This window comes from Pandoraea sp. NPDC087047 (assembly GCF_044745225.1).
GTDB lineage: Bacteria > Pseudomonadota > Gammaproteobacteria > Burkholderiales > Burkholderiaceae > Pandoraea.
The window spans coordinates 472,130-489,899 of sequence record NZ_JBIUZU010000002.1; the positions used below are offsets into that span (position 1 = coordinate 472,130).

The 17,770-nt window shown below is 62.6% G+C and carries 15 protein-coding genes; 5 read left to right on the top strand and 10 right to left on the bottom strand.

The features are described 5' to 3' along the window. Positions 1–133 precede the first annotated feature (133 nt). Both ACIPHM_RS04850 and ACIPHM_RS04855 read left to right on the top strand, forming a co-directional pair. Positions 134–1,324 (top strand): PLP-dependent aminotransferase family protein, encoded by a 1,191-nt coding sequence (locus ACIPHM_RS04850; protein WP_400325050.1) that lies wholly within the window; start codon positions 134–136, stop codon positions 1,322–1,324. A 150-nt stretch (positions 1,325–1,474) separates the two neighbouring features. Continuing rightward, positions 1,475–1,930 carry a RidA family protein gene (locus ACIPHM_RS04855; RefSeq protein WP_400325052.1) on the top strand — a complete coding sequence of 152 codons (456 nt, stop codon included), beginning with the start codon at positions 1,475–1,477 and terminating at the stop codon, positions 1,928–1,930. 249 nt (positions 1,931–2,179) lie between these two features. Here the strand turns inward: ACIPHM_RS04855 and ACIPHM_RS04860 are convergent, their stop codons facing one another. Next, on the bottom strand, positions 2,180–3,448 hold the full coding sequence (locus tag ACIPHM_RS04860; RefSeq protein WP_400325054.1) for an MFS transporter: 1,269 nt from the start codon (positions 3,446–3,448) through the stop codon (positions 2,180–2,182). Between the two features lie 131 nt (positions 3,449–3,579). Here ACIPHM_RS04860 and ACIPHM_RS04865 point away from each other — a divergent pair, with 131 nt between their 5' ends. Beyond that, on the top strand, positions 3,580–4,503 hold the full coding sequence (locus tag ACIPHM_RS04865) for a LysR substrate-binding domain-containing protein (protein WP_400325056.1): 924 nt from the start codon (positions 3,580–3,582) through the stop codon (positions 4,501–4,503). Between the two features lie 119 nt (positions 4,504–4,622). On the opposite strand, the gene ACIPHM_RS04870 is transcribed toward ACIPHM_RS04865, so the two are convergent. From ACIPHM_RS04870 to ACIPHM_RS04910, 9 genes are all read right to left on the bottom strand, one after another. Beyond that, complete coding sequence (locus tag ACIPHM_RS04870) at positions 4,623–5,075, bottom strand: CopD family protein (RefSeq protein WP_400325057.1); 453 nt, start codon at positions 5,073–5,075, stop codon at positions 4,623–4,625. 12 nt (positions 5,076–5,087) lie between these two features. Further along, positions 5,088–7,424, bottom strand: coding sequence for a DNA topoisomerase IV subunit A (parC, locus tag ACIPHM_RS04875; protein WP_400325059.1), 2,337 nt, complete (start codon positions 7,422–7,424; stop codon positions 5,088–5,090). Positions 7,425–7,682: 258 nt separating this feature from the next. Next, positions 7,683–8,630, bottom strand: coding sequence for a lytic transglycosylase domain-containing protein (locus ACIPHM_RS04880; protein WP_400325061.1), 948 nt, complete (start codon positions 8,628–8,630; stop codon positions 7,683–7,685). Further along, positions 8,611–9,030, bottom strand: a complete 420-nt coding sequence (locus ACIPHM_RS04885) for a DUF4399 domain-containing protein (protein ID WP_400325063.1) — start codon at positions 9,028–9,030, stop codon at positions 8,611–8,613. The genes ACIPHM_RS04880 and ACIPHM_RS04885 overlap by 20 nt, the downstream gene beginning before the upstream one ends. Positions 9,031–9,170: 140 nt before the next feature. Next, positions 9,171–11,150: a DNA topoisomerase IV subunit B gene (locus tag ACIPHM_RS04890; protein WP_400325065.1), complete on the bottom strand. Its 1,980-nt coding sequence runs from the start codon at positions 11,148–11,150 to the stop codon at positions 9,171–9,173. A gap of 324 nt (positions 11,151–11,474) precedes the next feature. After that, positions 11,475–13,406, bottom strand: coding sequence for an ATP-binding cassette domain-containing protein (locus ACIPHM_RS04895; protein WP_400325066.1), 1,932 nt, complete (start codon positions 13,404–13,406; stop codon positions 11,475–11,477). Between the two features lie 90 nt (positions 13,407–13,496). Continuing rightward, positions 13,497–13,976: a GNAT family N-acetyltransferase gene (locus ACIPHM_RS04900; RefSeq protein ID WP_400325067.1), complete on the bottom strand. Its 480-nt coding sequence runs from the start codon at positions 13,974–13,976 to the stop codon at positions 13,497–13,499. Between the two features lie 100 nt (positions 13,977–14,076). After that, the gene (locus ACIPHM_RS04905; RefSeq protein ID WP_400325069.1) at positions 14,077–14,310 is read right to left on the bottom strand and encodes a hypothetical protein; all 234 of its coding nucleotides are present in this window, start codon (positions 14,308–14,310) and stop codon (positions 14,077–14,079) included. A gap of 533 nt (positions 14,311–14,843) precedes the next feature. After that, the gene (locus ACIPHM_RS04910) at positions 14,844–15,359 is read right to left on the bottom strand and encodes a hypothetical protein (protein WP_400325070.1); all 516 of its coding nucleotides are present in this window, start codon (positions 15,357–15,359) and stop codon (positions 14,844–14,846) included. Between the two features lie 157 nt (positions 15,360–15,516). Between ACIPHM_RS04910 and ACIPHM_RS04915 the strand changes: the two genes are divergently transcribed. Further along, positions 15,517–15,708 (top strand): hypothetical protein, encoded by a 192-nt coding sequence (locus ACIPHM_RS04915; protein WP_400325071.1) that lies wholly within the window; start codon positions 15,517–15,519, stop codon positions 15,706–15,708. 157 nt (positions 15,709–15,865) lie between these two features. Beyond that, positions 15,866–17,584, top strand: coding sequence for a glutamine--tRNA ligase/YqeY domain fusion protein (locus tag ACIPHM_RS04920; RefSeq protein ID WP_400325073.1), 1,719 nt, complete (start codon positions 15,866–15,868; stop codon positions 17,582–17,584). Positions 17,585–17,770 lie beyond the last annotated feature (186 nt).

The following is a 17,770-nucleotide window of genomic DNA, read 5'->3' on the forward strand; positions in this document are numbered from 1 at the left end:
CACGACGCATGCGATCCCTGCGTCGTGGCGTGTCCGCCCCCTGGCGTTGCGCCTGCCCCCAAGCGCTCGGCACACGCAACGCCGCGATACTCGCGGCCACTCTGAAAGGCCGCACTCTCAAAGCGAGACCATCATGCATGATTGGCAATATTCCGAACGCGCCCGCAATCTGACCAGCTCGGCCATTCGTGAAATTCTCAAGGTCACGGAGCGCCCCGACGTCATCTCGTTCGCTGGCGGCCTGCCCTCGCCCGCTACGTTCCCCGTAGAACAAATGCGTGCCGCCGCAGAGCGCGTACTCACCGAATCACCGCAAGCTGCGCTGCAATACAGCGCGACCGAAGGGTTTGCCCCGCTGCGCGAGTGGATCGCGAAGCGCTACTCGCGCGACGGCCTGAGCCTCGTTTCCGAGAACGTGCTGATCACCACGGGCTCGCAACAAGGTCTCGACCTGATCGGCAAGATATTCATCGACGAAGGCAGCCGCGTGCTTGTCGAAGCCCCGAGTTATCTGGGTGCGCTGCAATCGTTTTCGCTGTTCGCGCCGAAGTATGTGCCGGTGCCGACCGACGACCACGGCCTGCTCCCCGACGCGCTCACGCCGGACCTGGTAGCCGGGGCCCGCTTCCTGTATGCCATGCCGAACTTCCAGAACCCGACGGGGCGACGCCTGCCGATGGCGCGACGTGAGGCGCTCGCCGCCGTTGCCAAACGCGACGGCCTGGCGATCATCGAAGACGACCCTTACGGGGAACTCGACTACGAAGGCCAGCGTCTGCCGAGCCTCATGTCGCTCGCGCCCGAGCACGTGCTTCACATGGGCTCATTCTCGAAAGTGCTCGCGCCAGGGCTGCGACTGGGCTTCATCATCGGCCCGCAAGCCGTGATCGCCAAGCTCGTGCAGGCCAAGCAGGCGGCCGATCTGCACACGCCGAGCGTGACGCAGCGCATTGCGTACGAAGTCGTGAAAGATGGCTTTCTCGACACGCACATTCCGACGATTCGCACACTCTACGCCGCGCAGGCCCAGGCAATGCTCGCCTCGCTGAGCAAGCACATGCCGGCGCACGCCACGTGGACGACACCGGCAGGCGGCATGTTCATCTGGTTGACATTGCCCGCGGGCATCGACACCATGCAGTTGCTGGAAAAAGCGATCGCGCAGAACGTGGCGTTCGTGCCCGGTGCACCGTTCTATACCGGCACACCGCAATCGAACACGCTTCGGTTGTCGTTCGTCACCGTGCCGCCCGAGAAGATCGAGGCGGGGGTCGCGCGCCTTGGCGCATTGATCGCCGACGCGCTCACGCGCCGCGCCGCCTGATCCCGGCATTCCGACGGCTGGCCTGAAGACGATTCAGGTCAGTTGCCGACGGATCGACGCGGATCGGTGCGGACCGTCGCCCCAGCGTTTCACCGACCTTTCCGTCCGATCGCTCGGGCCGATTTCAACGCATCTGCAAGGAAGCCGTACATGTCCGTCTACGACAAACTGAAGCAACTGGGTATCGAACTGCCGAGCTCCGCCACTCCCGCTGCCGCCTACGTAATGGCGGCACAGACCGGCAACACCGTGTTCCTGTCCGGCCATCTGCCGAAGAAGGACGGCAAGGTCTGGACCGGCAAGCTCGGCAAAGACGTGAGCGTCGAAGACGGCAAGGCCGCCGCACGCGCCGTGGCCATCGAACTGATCGCCACGCTGCACGCACACACGGGCGACCTGAACAAGGTCACGCGTATCGTGAAGCTGATGAGCCTCGTGAACTCGACGCAGGAATTCACCGACCAGCATCTGGTCACGAACGGTGCGTCGGCATTGTTCGGGGAAGTGTTCGGCGACGCGGGCAAGCACGCCCGTTCGGCCTTCGGCGTTGCGCAGATCCCGCTGGGTGCGTGCGTCGAGATCGAACTGATCGCCGAAGTCGCTTAACCGCGTAGTGGGTACGTAGTCAGCACGTATTCGCTACGTATCAATTACGTATCAATTACGTATTAACTACGTTCGAACGACGCACCAACTACGTTATCCGCGTAACTGACGTTCGGATGGCTCGACGTAAAGCCAGTTTCGACGTAAATCGTCGTTCGCGGAATGCGGCAAGAATGCGACAAGGGCCACCCTCGAGTGGCCCTTGTTTTATTGGGATACGGGCTTGAACGCGACAGCGTCGCCCGGCGCTCAAACCGGCTGGGGGGTGCCGTAAGCGCGACGCATGGCAATCGCGACGGCCAGCGAGAGCACGACCGCGACCGACAGCAGCGCGACCACCCCGTGCCATCCGTGCGACTTGAGCATCACGCCCGAAAAGCTGCCAAGCAGGCTGGAGCCGACGTAGTAGAAGAATAGGTACAGCGCGGAGGCAATCGCCCGGCCTTCCGTGGCACGGCGTCCCACCCAACTACTGGCGACGGTATGCGCGCCGAAAAAGCCGAACGTAAAGATCGCCAGACCGATCACCACCCCCAGCACCTGCGACGACAGCATGGTGAAAAGCCCCACCATCGCCAGTGCGACGAGTACCCAGAGCAGGCGGGAACGTCCCACGCGATCCGACAGCGGCCCCGCGATGAACGAGCCGGCCACACCGATCAGGTACATCGTGAAGATCGCGCCAATGGCCGCATGCGGTAGATGGAACGGCGACGCAGACAGATGGAAGCCGAGATAGTTGTAGACACTCACGAAACTGCCCATCATCAGCCCGGCGAACAAATACAGACCGAGCAGCGCCGGGTCACCCAGATGTCGACGCGCGTGACCAAGGGCTTCGCGCACCGTCATTTGACGCGGGGTGAAGCGGCGCGAATGCGGCAGGCTACGGGCAAATTCGAGTCCCATCGCAAGGCAGACGAGCCCAATCAGACCCACCGACACGCGCCATGAGAACATATCCGCAACGAACGCGGCCATCACCCGTCCTACCATGCCGCCCAGGATGTTCCCACCGATATACAACCCCATCGACATGCCGAGCGAGCGCTGATCGATTTCCTCGCTGAGATACGCCATCGCGATTGCGGGCAGCCCCGACAGCGCGAGCCCCTTGAGCGCCGCCAGAATAACGATGGTTTCGAAGTTGGTGGAGAACGCGCTGGCGAGTGTGAGGACCGACGAGCTAAGCAGCGCAATCGTCATCATTCGCTTGCGGCTCACGCGGTCTGCCGCGACACAGGTCACGAGCAAGCCGAGCGCCATCATCATCGTGGCCGCCGACACCGACCAACTGGCCTGCGCCGGACTGATACCGAAGGTGGTGGTGAGCAGCGGCAACAGCGACTGCATGCAGTAGAGCTGCGCAAACGTCGAAAAACCGCCGAAAAAGAGGGCTCGACTGATGACGGCGTATTCACGCGTGCCGCGTGCAACGCCAACCGGGAGCTTGGGCGCGCACGCACCGCCAGCGGGCGCACCGCCGGAAGAAAGAGGTAGGGAGTTGGTGGATGCCATGACGCTGGCCCGCCTCGCACGAACCAAGGTTGAAATGTATACAACGAATGATAGATTTGCCGTTATCTCGCGTCCAATATATATTTAATCGAGATTTCTATATATAAAACAGATCAATCAAGGATCGAGGTATGGAACTACGTCATCTCCGCTACTTCGTGACCGTGGCCGAAGAACTGCATTTCAGCCGCGCCGCCGAGAAGCTCAATATCGGGCAGCCGCCGCTATCCATGCAGATCCGTGCACTGGAGGAGGAACTGGGCGTTCCACTTTTCGAGCGCTCGCATCGACGCGTCTTCCTGACCGCCGCCGGACGTGCGTTTCTCGTGCGGGCGCGTCAAATCCTGGCGGATGCCGAGGCGGCTCGTCTCGAAGTGCAGCAGATTGCGGGGCTCGATGCTGGCGAGTTGCGCATCGCGTTCACCACCTCTGCGCCGATGACGAACCTGATGAAACGCGTGCTCACCGGCTATCGCCAACGGTATCCACGCGTGACGCTGACGCTGAGCGAAGCGCCATCGGAGCGTCAGCGCGAAGCGCTCGTGGAACGCACGCTGGACATCGGCTTGCTGCGTCAGGCGGACGATTCGCCTGCCGTGGCCGGCCTCAGCTTCGAGACATTGATCGACGAGGCACTGGTCGTCGTAATGCATCAGGGACATGCGCTGGCGCAGCACAAGAGCCTGTCGATGGCGGATCTGGCCAACGAGGCGTTTATCATGCATCCCCACGGGGTGGGGACAGCCATCGACGGGCAAATCCGCCGGATGTGCGAGCGCGCCGGTTTTACGCCGCGCGTCGTTCAGGAAGCGCGCGAGTCGACGACCATTGTCGCGCTCGCAGCGAGTGGGCTGGGGGTAGCGGTACTGCCGGACGCCGTGCGCTGCATTCAGATCGAAGGCGCCCGCTTCATGGACTTCAGCGAACCCGATGCGCACTCCCCCCTGATGCTCGGCAAGCGTCGCGACGACAACAGCCCGTTGGTGCAGGCCTTCGTCGCCATGTGTCACGAAGTCGCCGGCCGGCTTCACGAGGAGAGCCGGCCCGGCGCATGAATCCCGTGCAGGGACGGATTGCGGCAGTAACGCGGCGACCGGCGTCAGTGGCCAGGTTGCCCACATTGCCATTCACCGGCAACCCGTGACCGACCGGCGGATGCCGAGACAAAAAGCGATCAGCTCCGCAGCGACGCTGCCAACCCAATCACGACAACACCCAGCACCAGATTCAGAATCACGAGCCGGCGGATGCCATTGACCGCGGCGGCGCCGTCCGGCCAAGACTGGGCCTGTACCGCACGTTGCAGACGCGGGAACAGCGCAAAACGGATGTGGCCGAAGACCAGCATCATCAGCACGCCGATCCCCGCCATCGCATGCACGGGCCAGCGGGCATGCAAACCGCCCATGCCCATCATCATGTGCCCCCCCGAGAGCAGGATCAACACGATGGCCACGCCCACCCACGTGAAGAAGCGCGTGAGGGCCGCCTCCCAGAGCGGCAGGCGTTGTTGCGGCGAGAGCTCGGACGACGCGGGACGCAGACACGCCAACGCGAAGAACATCCCCCCGATCCAGACGGCCACACTCACCAGATGCAGGAACAGGCTGAAGGCATAAACGCTCATGGTGACTCTCCGTCAGGATGCCTTCGGCGCGGCCGGCAATACCGGCTCGAGCGAACGCGGTTTGAACGTCGCGAACTTGACTGCCGGCGAACGGCCCTTGCGAGCACGCTTGCCGATGTTGGGGGTCAGCGAGTTGCCCGAAAGCGTCTCGGATTGCACCTTACCGCCCCGCACTTCGCCGTACACCGTGACACCGGCTTCGCTGATCGGCACCGCAGACACCAGCGTCTGCTTGGCCTCCAGGCCGATGAGCGTGACACCGCGTCCACCGCCCGTAAGCGACTTCATCTCGTCCATGCCAAACACGAGCAGACGACCGTCGCTCGACAGACACGCCACCGCACTTGCGCCCTGCCAGATCGGCGTGGGGGCCAACGGCTCGGCGCCATCGTCGATGGTCATGAACGACTTGCCCGCCTTCACGCGGCTGACCATATCGCCCAGTCTGGTCGTGAAGCCAAAGCCCGCGGAGGTTGCCAGCAGCAGCGGCTGCTCGCCCGACGCCGCGTAGTAATGCAGCAAACGCGAACCCGATTCGAGTTCGATCAGGGACGTGAGCGGCACACCATCGCCGCGCCCACCCGGCAACTGTGCCACCGCCACGGAATAAACACGCCCGTTGCTGCCCCAGGCGATCAGCGGATCGACGGTACGGCATTCGAACGCGCCATACAGCGAATCGCCCTGCTTGAACGAAAAGCCCTGTGCATCCAGACCATGGCCCTTGAGCGCGCGTACCCAGCCCTTGGCGGATACCACGACGGTCACCGGCTCATCGACCACGCGAGCTTCGGCCACGGCGCGCTTCTCTTCCTGGATCAACGTACGGCGCTCGTCACCGAATTGCTTCGCATCGGTTTCGATTTCTTTGATGATCAGGCGTTTCATCGTGCTGTCGTTGGCGAGCAAATCTTCGAGCTTCGCCTTCTCGTCGCGCAACGACGTGAGTTCCTGCTCGATCTTGATCGCTTCCAGACGCGCCAACTGACGCAGGCGAATTTCCAGAATGTCTTCCGCCTGACGCTCGCTCAACTTGAACGCACTCATCAGAGCGGCCTTCGGCTCGTCCGATTCGCGGATGATGCGGATGACCTCGTCGATATTCAGGAAGACGATCATCCGGCCTTCGAGAATATGAATGCGGTCGTCGACCTTGCCCAGACGGTGACGCGAGCGGCGCGTGACCGTCTCGAAGCGGAAGCCGATCCACTCGGTGATGATGTCGCGCAGCGACTTCTGCCCCGGCCGGCCGTCAGCGCCCACCATCACCAGATTGACCGACGCGCTCGACTCCAGGCTCGTGTGCGCGAGCAGCATCGTGATGAATTCCTGCTGGTCGATGCGGCTCGACTTCGGCTCGAACACCAGTCGCACCGGTGCGTCCTTGCCGGACTCGTCGCGCACGGCGTCGAGCATGGCGAGCATCGACTGTTTGAGGGTCTGCTGTTCGGGCGTGAGCGACTTCTTGCCGAGCTTGACCTTCGGATTGGTCAGCTCTTCGATTTCTTCGAGCACCTTCTGGCCAGACGTATTCGGCGGCAATTCATACACCACCGCCTGCCACTGACCCCGCGCCATTTCTTCGATCTTCCAGCGTGCACGCATCTTGAGGCTGCCGCGCCCGCTTTCGTAGGCAGCGCGAATCTCCGCCGCACTCGAAATCAACTGACCGCCGCCGGGGAAGTCCGGACCTTGCACGTACGACATCAGTTCGGCGTCGTCGAGCTTCGGATTGCGGATCAGCGCCACGGCCGCCGTGGCGACCTCGCGCAGATTGTGCGACGGGATTTCCGTGGCGAGACCCACGGCAATGCCCGACGCGCCGTTGAGCAGCACGAACGGCAGTCGCGCCGGCAACAACCGCGGCTCCTCGGTGGAACCGTCGTAGTTCGGCACGAAGTCGACAGTGCCCGCGTCGATTTCGTCGAGCAGCAGCCTTGCAATCGGCGTGAGGCGAGCTTCGGTGTATCGCATGGCCGCCGCACCGTCGCCATCGCGCGAGCCGAAGTTGCCCTGGCCATCGATGAGCGGATAGCGCATCGAGAAGTCCTGCGCGAGACGCACCAGCGCGTCATACGCCGACTGGTCGCCGTGCGGGTGAAATTTACCGAGCACGTCGCCGACCACACGTGCCGACTTCACGGGCTTGGCGTCGGCCGCGAGGCCCATTTCGTTCATCGCGAACAGAATGCGGCGCTGCACCGGCTTCTGGCCGTCGCAGACGTCCGGTAGTGCACGGCCTTTAACTACGCTGATCGCGTAGTCCAAATAAGCGCGCTCGGCATACGCGCCAAGCGTTAGCGTGTCGTCATCCGACGGTTGCGTAAAGAGATCTTCTGCTTGTTCCATAAAACCTGTGGGTTTGCTGCGAACGTTTGACGAGAGTTCGGGTGGACGTTGACCGCGAGATCATACCAAGCTCGCCGGTACATTTCGGCAAAAACGCGTCCGAATGGCAAAGCGAGGCGTGATTTAGGAGCCGAAGCACACGGCATGGCGGGAATTCCGCTCACGTTTCGGACGATTCCGAGAGACTTCCGGGGCAGCGCTCAACGTGACGACCGAGACCCGAGCTGCGAGAACCGGCGTGTGACGCCGTCCGTCGACTCAGTCTGTCGACGGTGCCGCTGACAGTGCCGGAGGCGCCGAGTCACGCACTGACGCGTTCGGCATGGTAGCAGGCACCACGGGCAGGCCGGACGGCGCACCCAGAATGACGTGAATGCGGCCATTGCGCGAGCCGCTGATCCGGGCGTTTCCGACCTTCCCGCCATCACCGCTGGCTCGGATGATGTCGCTTCCAGGGGCTGCATCGGGTGCGTCGGGGTTGAAGCGTCGATAGAGTTCAAGTACGGCGGCAACGTAGTCCCGCGTCTCCGCATACGGCGGGATCTGATCGGCATGACGCGCGACCGCCCCCTCCCCTGCGTTGTAAGACGCCAGCACGAGTTCGAGACGGTCGGGATAACGCGCCTGCAAATCACGCAGATAGCGGGCACCCGTCAGCACATTGGTACGCGGATCGGTGAGCTTCTCAGCAACGGTTGCGCGCGCATCGGCACGCACGCCGTAACGCTCGCCGGTCGCCGGGAGCACCTGCATCAGGCCCACCGCGCCTTTGGGCGACACCGCATCGCTATCGAATCCCGACTCGGCCGCGATGACCGCCTTGAGCAAGGCGGCGTCGACGTGATACTTTTGCGCCGCCTGTGCGATCAGGGGGGCGAGCTTTTTCAGACGCGGATGACGTGCGAGGGCGTCGTAAAGACGCGAGCGATCTGGGCCACTGACAACGCCAGCCTGCTGCTGCATACGCGGATCGACGTTGCTGTCGTTGCTTACGACAAGCCGATAACGCGCATCGATCTGGCGGGCAGCGAGATGGGCGACGCCGTTTTCGTCCACGTAACCGTAGAGTTCGGCGTGCGCGAGTGGCGCCGCCGCAAGTAGCGTAGCTACTAGCGCGGCGCCTGCGAACTGCCTCGCGAAGAGAGTTCGGCGCGGCGCGCGCAGGCGCAGCGCCATCGAAACTTTGTTATTGCTGACCTTTGACATGCACCTTGATCGTCTGGCTCATGGCCGGGCCGTACGACTGGTGCGCACCGTTGGCGAACTGCATCGTCAACGTGTGATCGCCCGGCGTCAGATTGACGGTCGTCTCGGTTTGGCCTTTGCCGAAATGCAGGTGCGAGACGTCGGTGGGAACGACCTGACCTGCCGGAATCGGATCGCCGTCGATGATGAGATGGTGATGGCCGGTGTTGGGCGTCATATCGCCCGCCGGTTTGATCGCCATGCCCTCGACGCCGAACTTGACCACTACCGGATTGGAAACCGTCGCGCCGTCGGTCGGCGCAACGAAAAAGACGCGCGGCTGGGCCGACTGTGCCAAAGCGGTGGCGCTTGCGCCAGCAAGCAGCAGCGGCACGAAAATGCAACGCATAGAACGCAACATAACGCGACTCCCGGTAGGGTGAAGCATGGATTATCCCACTATGTGAGCGCTCACGCTGGTTTGCCCCGCGTGAGCGCCGCCTGAGTGCTAACTTCCACGACACCGACCTCCGGCCGGTCGCGCCCACGGCACGACCCGGCTCAGATGTCGGCTTCTACTTCATTGCCCTTGGCCTCGAGCCAGCTACGGCGCTGCGCCGCCTCGCCCTTGCCCATGAGCATGTTCATACGCGCCACGGTGGCATCGAAGTCGAGATTGCCGAGCGCCACCGGGCTCAATCGGCGCGTGTCGGGATTCATGGTCGTTTCCCAAAGCTGCTCGGCACTCATTTCACCCAGCCCCTTGAAGCGGCTGATGGACCATGCGGCTTCACGCACACCGTCCTTGCGCAGCTTGTCGAGAATAGCCTCCAGCTCGCCTTCGTCCAGTGCGTAGAGCTTCTGGGCGGGCTTCTTGCCGCGCGCCGGCGCATCCACCCGATACAGCGGCGGGCGCGCCACGTACACGTGCCCCGTCGCGATCAACTGCGGGAAATGGCGGAAGAACAACGTGAGCAGCAGCACCTGGATGTGCGAGCCGTCGACGTCGGCGTCCGAGAGAATGCAGATCTTGCCGTAGCGCAGATTCGACAGATCGGGCGTATCGTTCGCGCCGTGCGGATCGACGCCAATGGCCACCGCGATGTCGTGCACTTCGTTGTTGGCAAACAGGCGATCGCGCTCGGTTTCCCACGTGTTGAGCACCTTGCCGCGCAACGGCAGAATGGCCTGAAACTCCTTGTCGCGGCCCATCTTCGCCGAGCCGCCTGCCGAGTCGCCCTCGACCAGAAACAGCTCGTTACGCGTAATGTCTTCCGTCTCGCAATCGGTCAGCTTACCGGGCAGCACGGCCACGCCGGAGCTCTTCTTCTTTTCGATCTTCTGGCCAGCACGCGTACGCGCCTGCGCCTGACGAATCACGAGCTCGGCCAGCTTCTTGCCATGCTCGACGTGATGATTGAGCCACAGTTCGAGCGCCGGACGCGTGAACGAGGACACGAGACGCACGGCGTCGCGGCTGTTCAGACGCTCCTTGATCTGGCCCTGAAACTGCGGATCGAGCACCTTTGCGGAGAGCACGAACGACACGCGCGAAAAGACGTCCTCGGGCAGCAGCTTTACGCCCTTGGGCTGAAGATTGTGCAGCTCGATGAAGCCGCGCACGGCCTGAAACAGACCTTCGCGCAGCCCCGATTCGTGAGTGCCGCCCGCGGGCGTCGGGATCAGGTTGACGTAAGACTCGCGCACCTGCGCGCCGTCCTCCGTCCACGCCACGACCCACGCTGCGCCCTCGCCTTCGGCAAAGCTGTCTTCGCTGCCGTCGGCAAAACGCTCACCTTCGAACAGCGGAATGAGCGGCTCGGCGCCACCCAGCGATTCGACGAGATAGCCGCGCAGGCCGTGCTCGTAGCACCACGTCTGCTCTTCGCCATTCTTTTCCTGACGCAGCGTGACGCGCACGCCCGGCAGCAGCACGGCCTTCGAGCGCAGCAACCGTTGCAGCTCGCCTAGCGGCAACGCCGGGCTGTCGAAATACTTGCCGTCCGGCCAGACGGTCACGCGCGTGCCGCTCTTCTTCTCGCCGCGTTGTGCCGCGCGCGAGTGGAGCGCCACGTTGACGTTGCCCCCGTCGGCAAATTCGAGCTCGGAGACCTGGCCATCGCGCCAGACCGTTACAGCCAGTCGCGTCGCCAGTGCGTTCGTGACCGACACGCCAACGCCGTGCAGGCCACCAGAGAACGTATAGGCACCGCCAGCGGCCTTGTCGAACTTGCCCCCCGCGTGCAAACGCGTGAACACGATTTCGACGACAGGCACGCCCTCTTCCGGGTGAATACCGACGGGAATGCCACGGCCGTCATCCTCGACACTCACCGAACCGTCCTTGTTCAGCGTGACGAGAATCTGCTTGCCGTAACCGCCCAGTGCTTCGTCCGAAGCGTTGTCGATGACTTCCTGAATGATGTGCAGCGGATTTTCGGTGCGAGTGTACATGCCCGGGCGCTGCTTGACCGGTTCAAGGCCCTTGAGCACCTTGATGGACGCTTCGCTGTATTGGGCAGGCGTATTTTTTTTCGACATAGCGTGACTGAATTGGGGTACGACACCCGGCGATTATCCACATTTCCTGTGGACAACCACGGGGAAAACCCATTAACACATGACAAAAGTGACGCCGGATCAACGACTTGTGTTGCGGCGCCCAGATAATGGGCACTCGGGGTGCGCTCTGCGCCGGCACAGGTGGTCCGGGAGGCAAGTCGCGCCCGATGAATCGCGGCCTATTGTACTGTCACTCGCGACGCACTCGAATGACATCCCAAGAAACCAACGAAATGCGGCCGGACATCCGGCCGCGCATTTCGACACCAGTGCTGACGGCGACGACGGCGACGCGGCGCCCCCTTACGCGCCTTCGCCGCGCTGCTTGGCTTCGAGCACTTCCCAGCGTTCGAGCGCTTCGAGCAATTCCAGTTCAATCGCGTCGAAACGTTCGGACAACGCCGCCCCCGCTGCCGGATCTTTCACAAAGATCGAACCGTCTTCGATCTTCGCTGCGGCGTCTTTTTGCTCGTTTTCGAGCGACGCAATGCGTTCCGGCAACCCGTCCAGCTCACGCTGCTCCTTGTAGCTGAGCTTGACGGTACGGTTCGCGCCGCGCTTGGACGTGCTCGCCGCTTCCTTCGCAGCGTCTTCCACTGGCGCGCGTTGCGCTGCAAGGGCTGCGGAGCGCTCGCTCTGCACCTGCCAGTCGGTGAAGCCGCCAACGTATTCGCGCCAGTTGCCGTCGCCCTCGGCCGCAATAACCGACGTCACGACGTTATCGAGGAACGTGCGGTCGTGGCTCACGAGGAACACCGTGCCGCTGAAGTCTTCGAGCAATTCTTCGAGCAGTTCGAGCGTCGGGATATCGAGGTCGTTGGTCGGCTCGTCGAGCACCAGCACGTTGGCCGGACGCGCGAACAGGCGTGCGAGCAGCAGACGATTTCGTTCGCCGCCCGAGAGCGACTTCACCGGAGAGCGAGCACGCTCCGGCGAGAAGAGAAAGTCGCCGAGGTAACTCATGACATGCTTGCGCGCGCCATTGATTTCGATCCAGTCGCTGCCCGGGCTGATGGTGTCGAGCAGACTACGCTCGGGATCGAGCTGCGCGCGCATCTGATCGAAATACGCCACCTGAAGATTCGTGCCGACGCGAATCTGCCCACTATCCGGGGTGATCTCGCCGAGGATGAGCTTGAGCATCGTCGTCTTGCCGACGCCGTTCGGGCCGACGAGGCCGACCTTGTCGCCACGCATGAGCGTCGCCGAGAAGTCGCGCACGATCACGCGCCCTTCGTACGACTTCGTCACGTTGGTGAGCTCTGCCACGATCTTGCCGGACTTTTCGGCCTGCGCCACGTCCATGCGTACGTTGCCCTGCTGCTCGCGACGCTCGGCACGCTCGTTGCGCATCGTCTTCAGACGCTCGATACGCGAGACACTGCGCGTACGGCGCGCCTCGACACCCTTGCGAATCCAGACCTCTTCCTGCGCGAGCAGCTTGTCGAACTTCGCGTTCTCTACGCGCTCGATCTCGAGCTGTTCGGCTTTACGTTCCTGATATTGCGTGAAATTGCCCGGGTACGAGAGCAGACGGCCGCGGTCGAGTTCGACGATGCGCGTCGCCACCCGGTCGAGGAAGCTGCGATCGTGGGTGATGAACAACAGCGCGCCGCGATAGCCGACGAGCAGCTCTTCGAGCCAGCGGATCGCGTCGAAATCGAGGTGGTTGGTCGGCTCGTCGAGCAGCAACACATCGGGCTTGGCGACCCACGCCTGTGCGAGCGAGACACGCTTTTGCATCCCGCCGGAGAGTGCGCCGACGCGCGCATGCCCGTCGAGTCCGAGCTGGGCGATGGTCGTCTCGACGCGGGTCTTGAGCTGCCACGCATCGGCGGCATCGAGCGACGACTGCAAAGTGTTCAGACGTGCCAGCAACGCATCGTGTTCGGCGCCTTCGGGGGCCACAGCCAGCGCTTCGGCGGTGCGATCGTAGTCGGAGAGCAGCACGTGCGCCTCACCGAGGCCAAGCGCGACGGCGTCGAACACCGACTGTTCGGGGTCGAATTCGGGCTCCTGCTGCACGTAGACCGTATGCAGCCCTGCCTGACGGGCCACGAGCCCGTCGTCAGGGACCGTCAGACCCGCCACGATCTTGAGCAGCGACGACTTGCCGGCGCCATTGCGCCCGATAAGTCCAACGCGCTCACCGGCTTCGAGCGAAAAATCGGCATTGTCGAGCAATGCCAGGTGACCGAACGCCAATTGGGCGCCGGTGATGGAATACAAGGCCATGTGTCGGGAAACGCGTGAACTTCGATGGGAGATATTGTAGTGCCGGGCGCGATGGCCCGGCCGATATTGCACTTCGGTACTGCGACGGTATTACGGCTGCGGTGCCGGCGCGCGCACCATTTCGATATGCATGATGCCGTCTTCGTCATACGGCTCGCTCGCCTTGACGAAGCCGAATCCGGCATAAAACGCTTCCAGATGGGCCTGCGCACCGATACGCAACGAGGCGCCTGGCCACTGCACGTCGGCAATCGCGACGGCGCGGGCCAGCAACTCGCGCCCGAGGCCTGTGCCGCGATGCGAGGCTGCCGTGATCACGCGTCCGATCGATGCTTCGTCATAGGCAAGCCCCGGCGGCAGCAATCGCAGATAAGCGGCGATCTGCGGCCCACTCGACGCATTCGTCGTGTCGTGCACTTGCGCGACGAGATGCAAGCTATGGAGATCGCGTCCGTCGATGTCCTGATAGGGGCATTGCTGCTCGACCACAAACACGGCGTTTCGCGCGGCCAGAATGCGGTAGAGCAATGCGCTGCCCAACTCGTCGAACGACTTGCACATCCATTCCATCAGCGACTCTCCAGCCTTGCAATGCGAAAGGCGGGACTATAGCACCGTCGCAAAGCGACGATGCCGGCATCGCACACATGAAATGGGGGAAGAATCGGACTTACTGGTAGTAGACGATGCCTTGCTCGATGTCGGCACGAGCGTTGCGCTCGGCGTCGTCGAGGGCATTACCCTGCGTGGCGAAGCCGTAGGCGCTCTGCACCTGATAGGCACCCACTTTTTCCATACCCTGATGCGTCGGGCGATGAATCTCGTAGAACGCGTCCCACCGGGCGTTGTCTCGTTCGACGGCTCGGACGCTGTACTGGAATTCTTGATATTGCGATGTTTTCATTTTGTATCCTTCTTTACTGCAAAAAATTTGACTAATAACTATCCCTCTCGAATCGGCTTACGGTGCTGAGAGTGCAAATTCGCACAAATGTTTCCGTGAAGTGCACGCAGCGTAGCTATCAAATATGACAGTAACGCGACACTCGCATGACTGACATACGACAGACGTCGCTGCTGAACGCGGCACACGGCGCAAGACCACGTGCGCGCCAACGTTGCGCAAAGCGAAGCGCAATTCGGGCGTTCTGTACAACTTCCTGTTTCGGGGAGCGATGGCCAGCCGTCTTGTCTTAACGGCGGCAGGAACGTCAAGCGTTCAAGGTGGCATGCGTCGGCACAAGCGAGGCGACACATCTGTAATGATTTTCGTGTCGCACACTAGCCGACGCCGGGCGGGTTCGGTGCCTGCCAGGCATTTCATACCACGGGAGACTGCACTCAATAAACCCGAATTTGGCGGGTGAATAAATGCAGTTGGCGAATATTAACAGAAAAATACGGCGCTTGCACCAAAGCGCGTCAACGCCCTCCGGATTAGGACATTGCCCGGCTGCCGTCCATCTTGCGAAGCACCCAGTACATATAGCCCGCGAACGCGCCGAAGATCACGTGACCGGCCACCATCGTCCAGCCGCGCGACTCGATGAACCAGGGGAACCACTGCGTCATCACATAGAAATTGACGGCGTAGACGATCAGCCCGAAAACGCCCCCCGCGATCGACACGGTGACGACATCCGAATCCAGCCGGAACGGCGCGATGATCGCACCGAGCACCAGGCCGAGCACGACACCGATGGCCGCGTGGACCATGAGCGCCATAGCGACGATCGAGACGTCGAACGTAGCCGGTTGCGACAGAATGCCCGGGCCGAGCACGATGGCGGCGACCATGCGGGGCGGCGCCCACGGGCTTTGGCCCGAGACGAGCAGCACCATGAGCATTTCCACGGCAGAGAAGAAGGCACAGGCGACAAAGCCGGCAACAGCGGCAGCGGCCCAGTCCGGCGAGCGGTGCGTATAGCGATGCGAGCTGAGATGCAGTTCCATGATCTCCTCCCTCGAGGGTGACTCACACAGCCGCCGGCAGCCCCGGCAGTGTTTCCAGAATAGGACACAATCCGGGAAGCGTCATGAGGCGTGCCGGCGACCTCTCTATACTTGACGGCACGCCCCGCTTTGGGCGGGACCTCCAGGGAGATATCTCATGACCAATCTGCTCACTCTGATCGTCGGAATCGTACTCATCGGTGTGCCCGTATGGCGCATTCTCGGACGGCTCGGTCTGTCGCCGTGGCTCACGATACTGGCCTTCATTCCGATCGTGAACATCATTTCGTTGTGGCTGCTCTCCTACGCCAACTGGCCGGCTCAGCGCACGCCGTCGAACACGCCCTGAGCATTCCGCTGAGCCTCCGCCCAGCCTCCACCGGCCTCAGATACAAGGCCTCACCCCCGCCCACCTCGCGATGCCGCACGGACGCTCGATGAGACGCCCGCCCATGGTGCAATGCGGTACGGTAGAATATTCGCCAAACTCCAAATAGTGGACAGGCATGAGCACAGAGCTGAACGCGGCATCCAATTTCATCCGCAACATCATTGACGAAGACAATCGTTCGGGCAAATGGGGCCAGCGCGTTGAAACGCGCTTCCCCCCGGAGCCGAACGGCTATCTGCACATCGGTCACGCCAAGGCAATCTGCGTGAACTTCGGCGTGGCGCGCGACTACGGTGGCGTGTGCCATCTGCGCTTCGACGACACCAATCCCGAGAAGGAAGAAACCGAATACGTCGACTCGATCATCGAGATGGTCAAGTGGCTCGGCTTCGGCTATCAGACGCCGCAAAAGGAACATCTCTATTTCGCTAGTGACTATTTCGAGCAGCTCTATCAGGCCGCCGAGATTCTGATCCAGCGCGGCAAGGCCTACGTCGACAGCCAAAGCGCCGACGACATGCGCACCAACCGCGGCACGCTGGTCGAGCCGGGCAAGGATTCGCCGTTCCGCAACCGCACGGTCGAGGAGAACCTCGATCTGTTCCGCCGCATGCGGGCGGGCGAGTTTGCCGACGGCACGCACGTGCTGCGTGCCAAGATCGACATGGCCTCGCCGAACATCAACCTGCGCGATCCGGCCATCTACCGGATCCGTCACGCCCATCACCACCGTACGGGCGACGCCTGGTGCATCTATCCGATGTACACCTACGCGCACCCGCTCGAAGACGCTATCGAGAACATCACGCACAGCCTGTGCACGCTGGAGTTCGAAGACCAGCGCCCGTTCTACGACTGGGTACTCGGCGAGTTGGCCGACGCGGGCATGTTCTCCCGTCCGACACCGCAGCAGATCGAATTCGCACGCCTGCAACTGACCTACGCGATCACGAGCAAGCGCAAGCTGCGTCAGTTGGTGAACGAGAACCACGTCGACGGCTGGGACGACCCGCGCATGCCGACGCTCGTGGGCCTGCGCCGCCGCGGCTTCTCGCCCGAGAGCCTCCAGTTGTTCTGCGAGCGCATTGGCGTGGCCAAGTCGGCGTCGTGGATCGACATGAGCATTCTCGAGCAGGCCCTGCGCGACGACCTCGATCCGAAGGCCCCGCGTGCCACTGCGGTGCTCGACCCGCTAAAGCTCATCATCGACAACTATCCGGAGGGCAAGCAGGAAGACTGCCAGGCCCCGGTGCATCCGCACTTCCCTGAGCGCGGCATGCGCACGTTCCCGATCTCGCGCGAACTCTGGATCGAACGCGAAGACTTCCAGGCCGAGCCGGTCAAGGGTTTCTTCCGTCTGTTCCCGGGTAACAAGGTGCGTCTGCGCTACGGTTACGTTGTGGAGTGCACCCGCTTCGATACGGATGCCGACGGCAACGTCACTGCCGTGCACTGCAACTACTTCGAGGACAGCCGTTCGGGCACGCCGGGTGCGGACAACTACAAGGTCAAGGGCAATATCCACTGGGTGAGCGCGCCGCATGCGCTGGCTGCGCAAGTGCGCATCTACGATCGCCTCTTCCTCGATCCGAATCCGGACGCCGGCGACAAGAACTTCCTCGACGCCATCAATCCGAACGCCAAGCGTGTCACGCAGGCCTATGTCGAACCGGGACTGCTGAGCATCGCGCCGGAGGACCGTGTGCAGTTCGAGCGTCACGGTTACTTCGTTGCCGACCGATACGATTCGGCACCGGGCAAACCCGTGTTCAATCGCATCGTCTCGCTCAAGGACAGTTGGGCAGTCAAACCAGCCAAGGGCGGCGGCAAGTAAGCATCGCGCCGCGACCATCGTCGGACAAAACCCGCGCCTTCGTGCGCGGGTTTTGCTTTTTGGACGGACGAAGCGCGCCGCCCCCAGACCTGGCCCGAACCCGAACCCGATTCCGCCCCCAATCCAAACCCAAATACCGGATATAACGCCCCGGCGTGCCCGGGGCCACCGGTTGGGCGTAAGCTC

Excerpts from the sequence above, each read along its gene's own strand:
- ACIPHM_RS04915 (WP_400325071.1), top strand. The coding sequence starts at position 15,517 with ATGACCAATCTGCTCACTCTGATCGTCGGAATCGTACTCATCGGTGTG.
- ACIPHM_RS04905 (WP_400325069.1), bottom strand. The coding sequence starts at position 14,310 with ATGAAAACATCGCAATATCAAGAATTCCAGTACAGCGTCCGAGCCGTC.
- ACIPHM_RS04900 (WP_400325067.1), bottom strand. The coding sequence starts at position 13,976 with ATGGAATGGATGTGCAAGTCGTTCGACGAGTTGGGCAGCGCATTGCTC.
- ACIPHM_RS04865 (WP_400325056.1), top strand. The coding sequence starts at position 3,580 with ATGGAACTACGTCATCTCCGCTACTTCGTGACCGTGGCCGAAGAACTG.
- ACIPHM_RS04890 (WP_400325065.1), bottom strand. The coding sequence starts at position 11,150 with ATGTCGAAAAAAAATACGCCTGCCCAATACAGCGAAGCGTCCATCAAG.
- ACIPHM_RS04910 (WP_400325070.1), bottom strand. The coding sequence starts at position 15,359 with ATGGAACTGCATCTCAGCTCGCATCGCTATACGCACCGCTCGCCGGAC.
- ACIPHM_RS04895 (WP_400325066.1), bottom strand. The coding sequence starts at position 13,406 with ATGGCCTTGTATTCCATCACCGGCGCCCAATTGGCGTTCGGTCACCTG.
- ACIPHM_RS04920 (WP_400325073.1), top strand. The coding sequence starts at position 15,866 with ATGAGCACAGAGCTGAACGCGGCATCCAATTTCATCCGCAACATCATT.
- parC (WP_400325059.1), bottom strand. The coding sequence starts at position 7,424 with ATGGAACAAGCAGAAGATCTCTTTACGCAACCGTCGGATGACGACACG.
- ACIPHM_RS04885 (WP_400325063.1), bottom strand. The coding sequence starts at position 9,030 with ATGTTGCGTTCTATGCGTTGCATTTTCGTGCCGCTGCTGCTTGCTGGC.
- ACIPHM_RS04855 (WP_400325052.1), top strand. The coding sequence starts at position 1,475 with ATGTCCGTCTACGACAAACTGAAGCAACTGGGTATCGAACTGCCGAGC.
- ACIPHM_RS04850 (WP_400325050.1), top strand. The coding sequence starts at position 134 with ATGCATGATTGGCAATATTCCGAACGCGCCCGCAATCTGACCAGCTCG.
- ACIPHM_RS04870 (WP_400325057.1), bottom strand. The coding sequence starts at position 5,075 with ATGAGCGTTTATGCCTTCAGCCTGTTCCTGCATCTGGTGAGTGTGGCC.
- ACIPHM_RS04880 (WP_400325061.1), bottom strand. The coding sequence starts at position 8,630 with ATGTCAAAGGTCAGCAATAACAAAGTTTCGATGGCGCTGCGCCTGCGC.
- ACIPHM_RS04860 (WP_400325054.1), bottom strand. The coding sequence starts at position 3,448 with ATGGCATCCACCAACTCCCTACCTCTTTCTTCCGGCGGTGCGCCCGCT.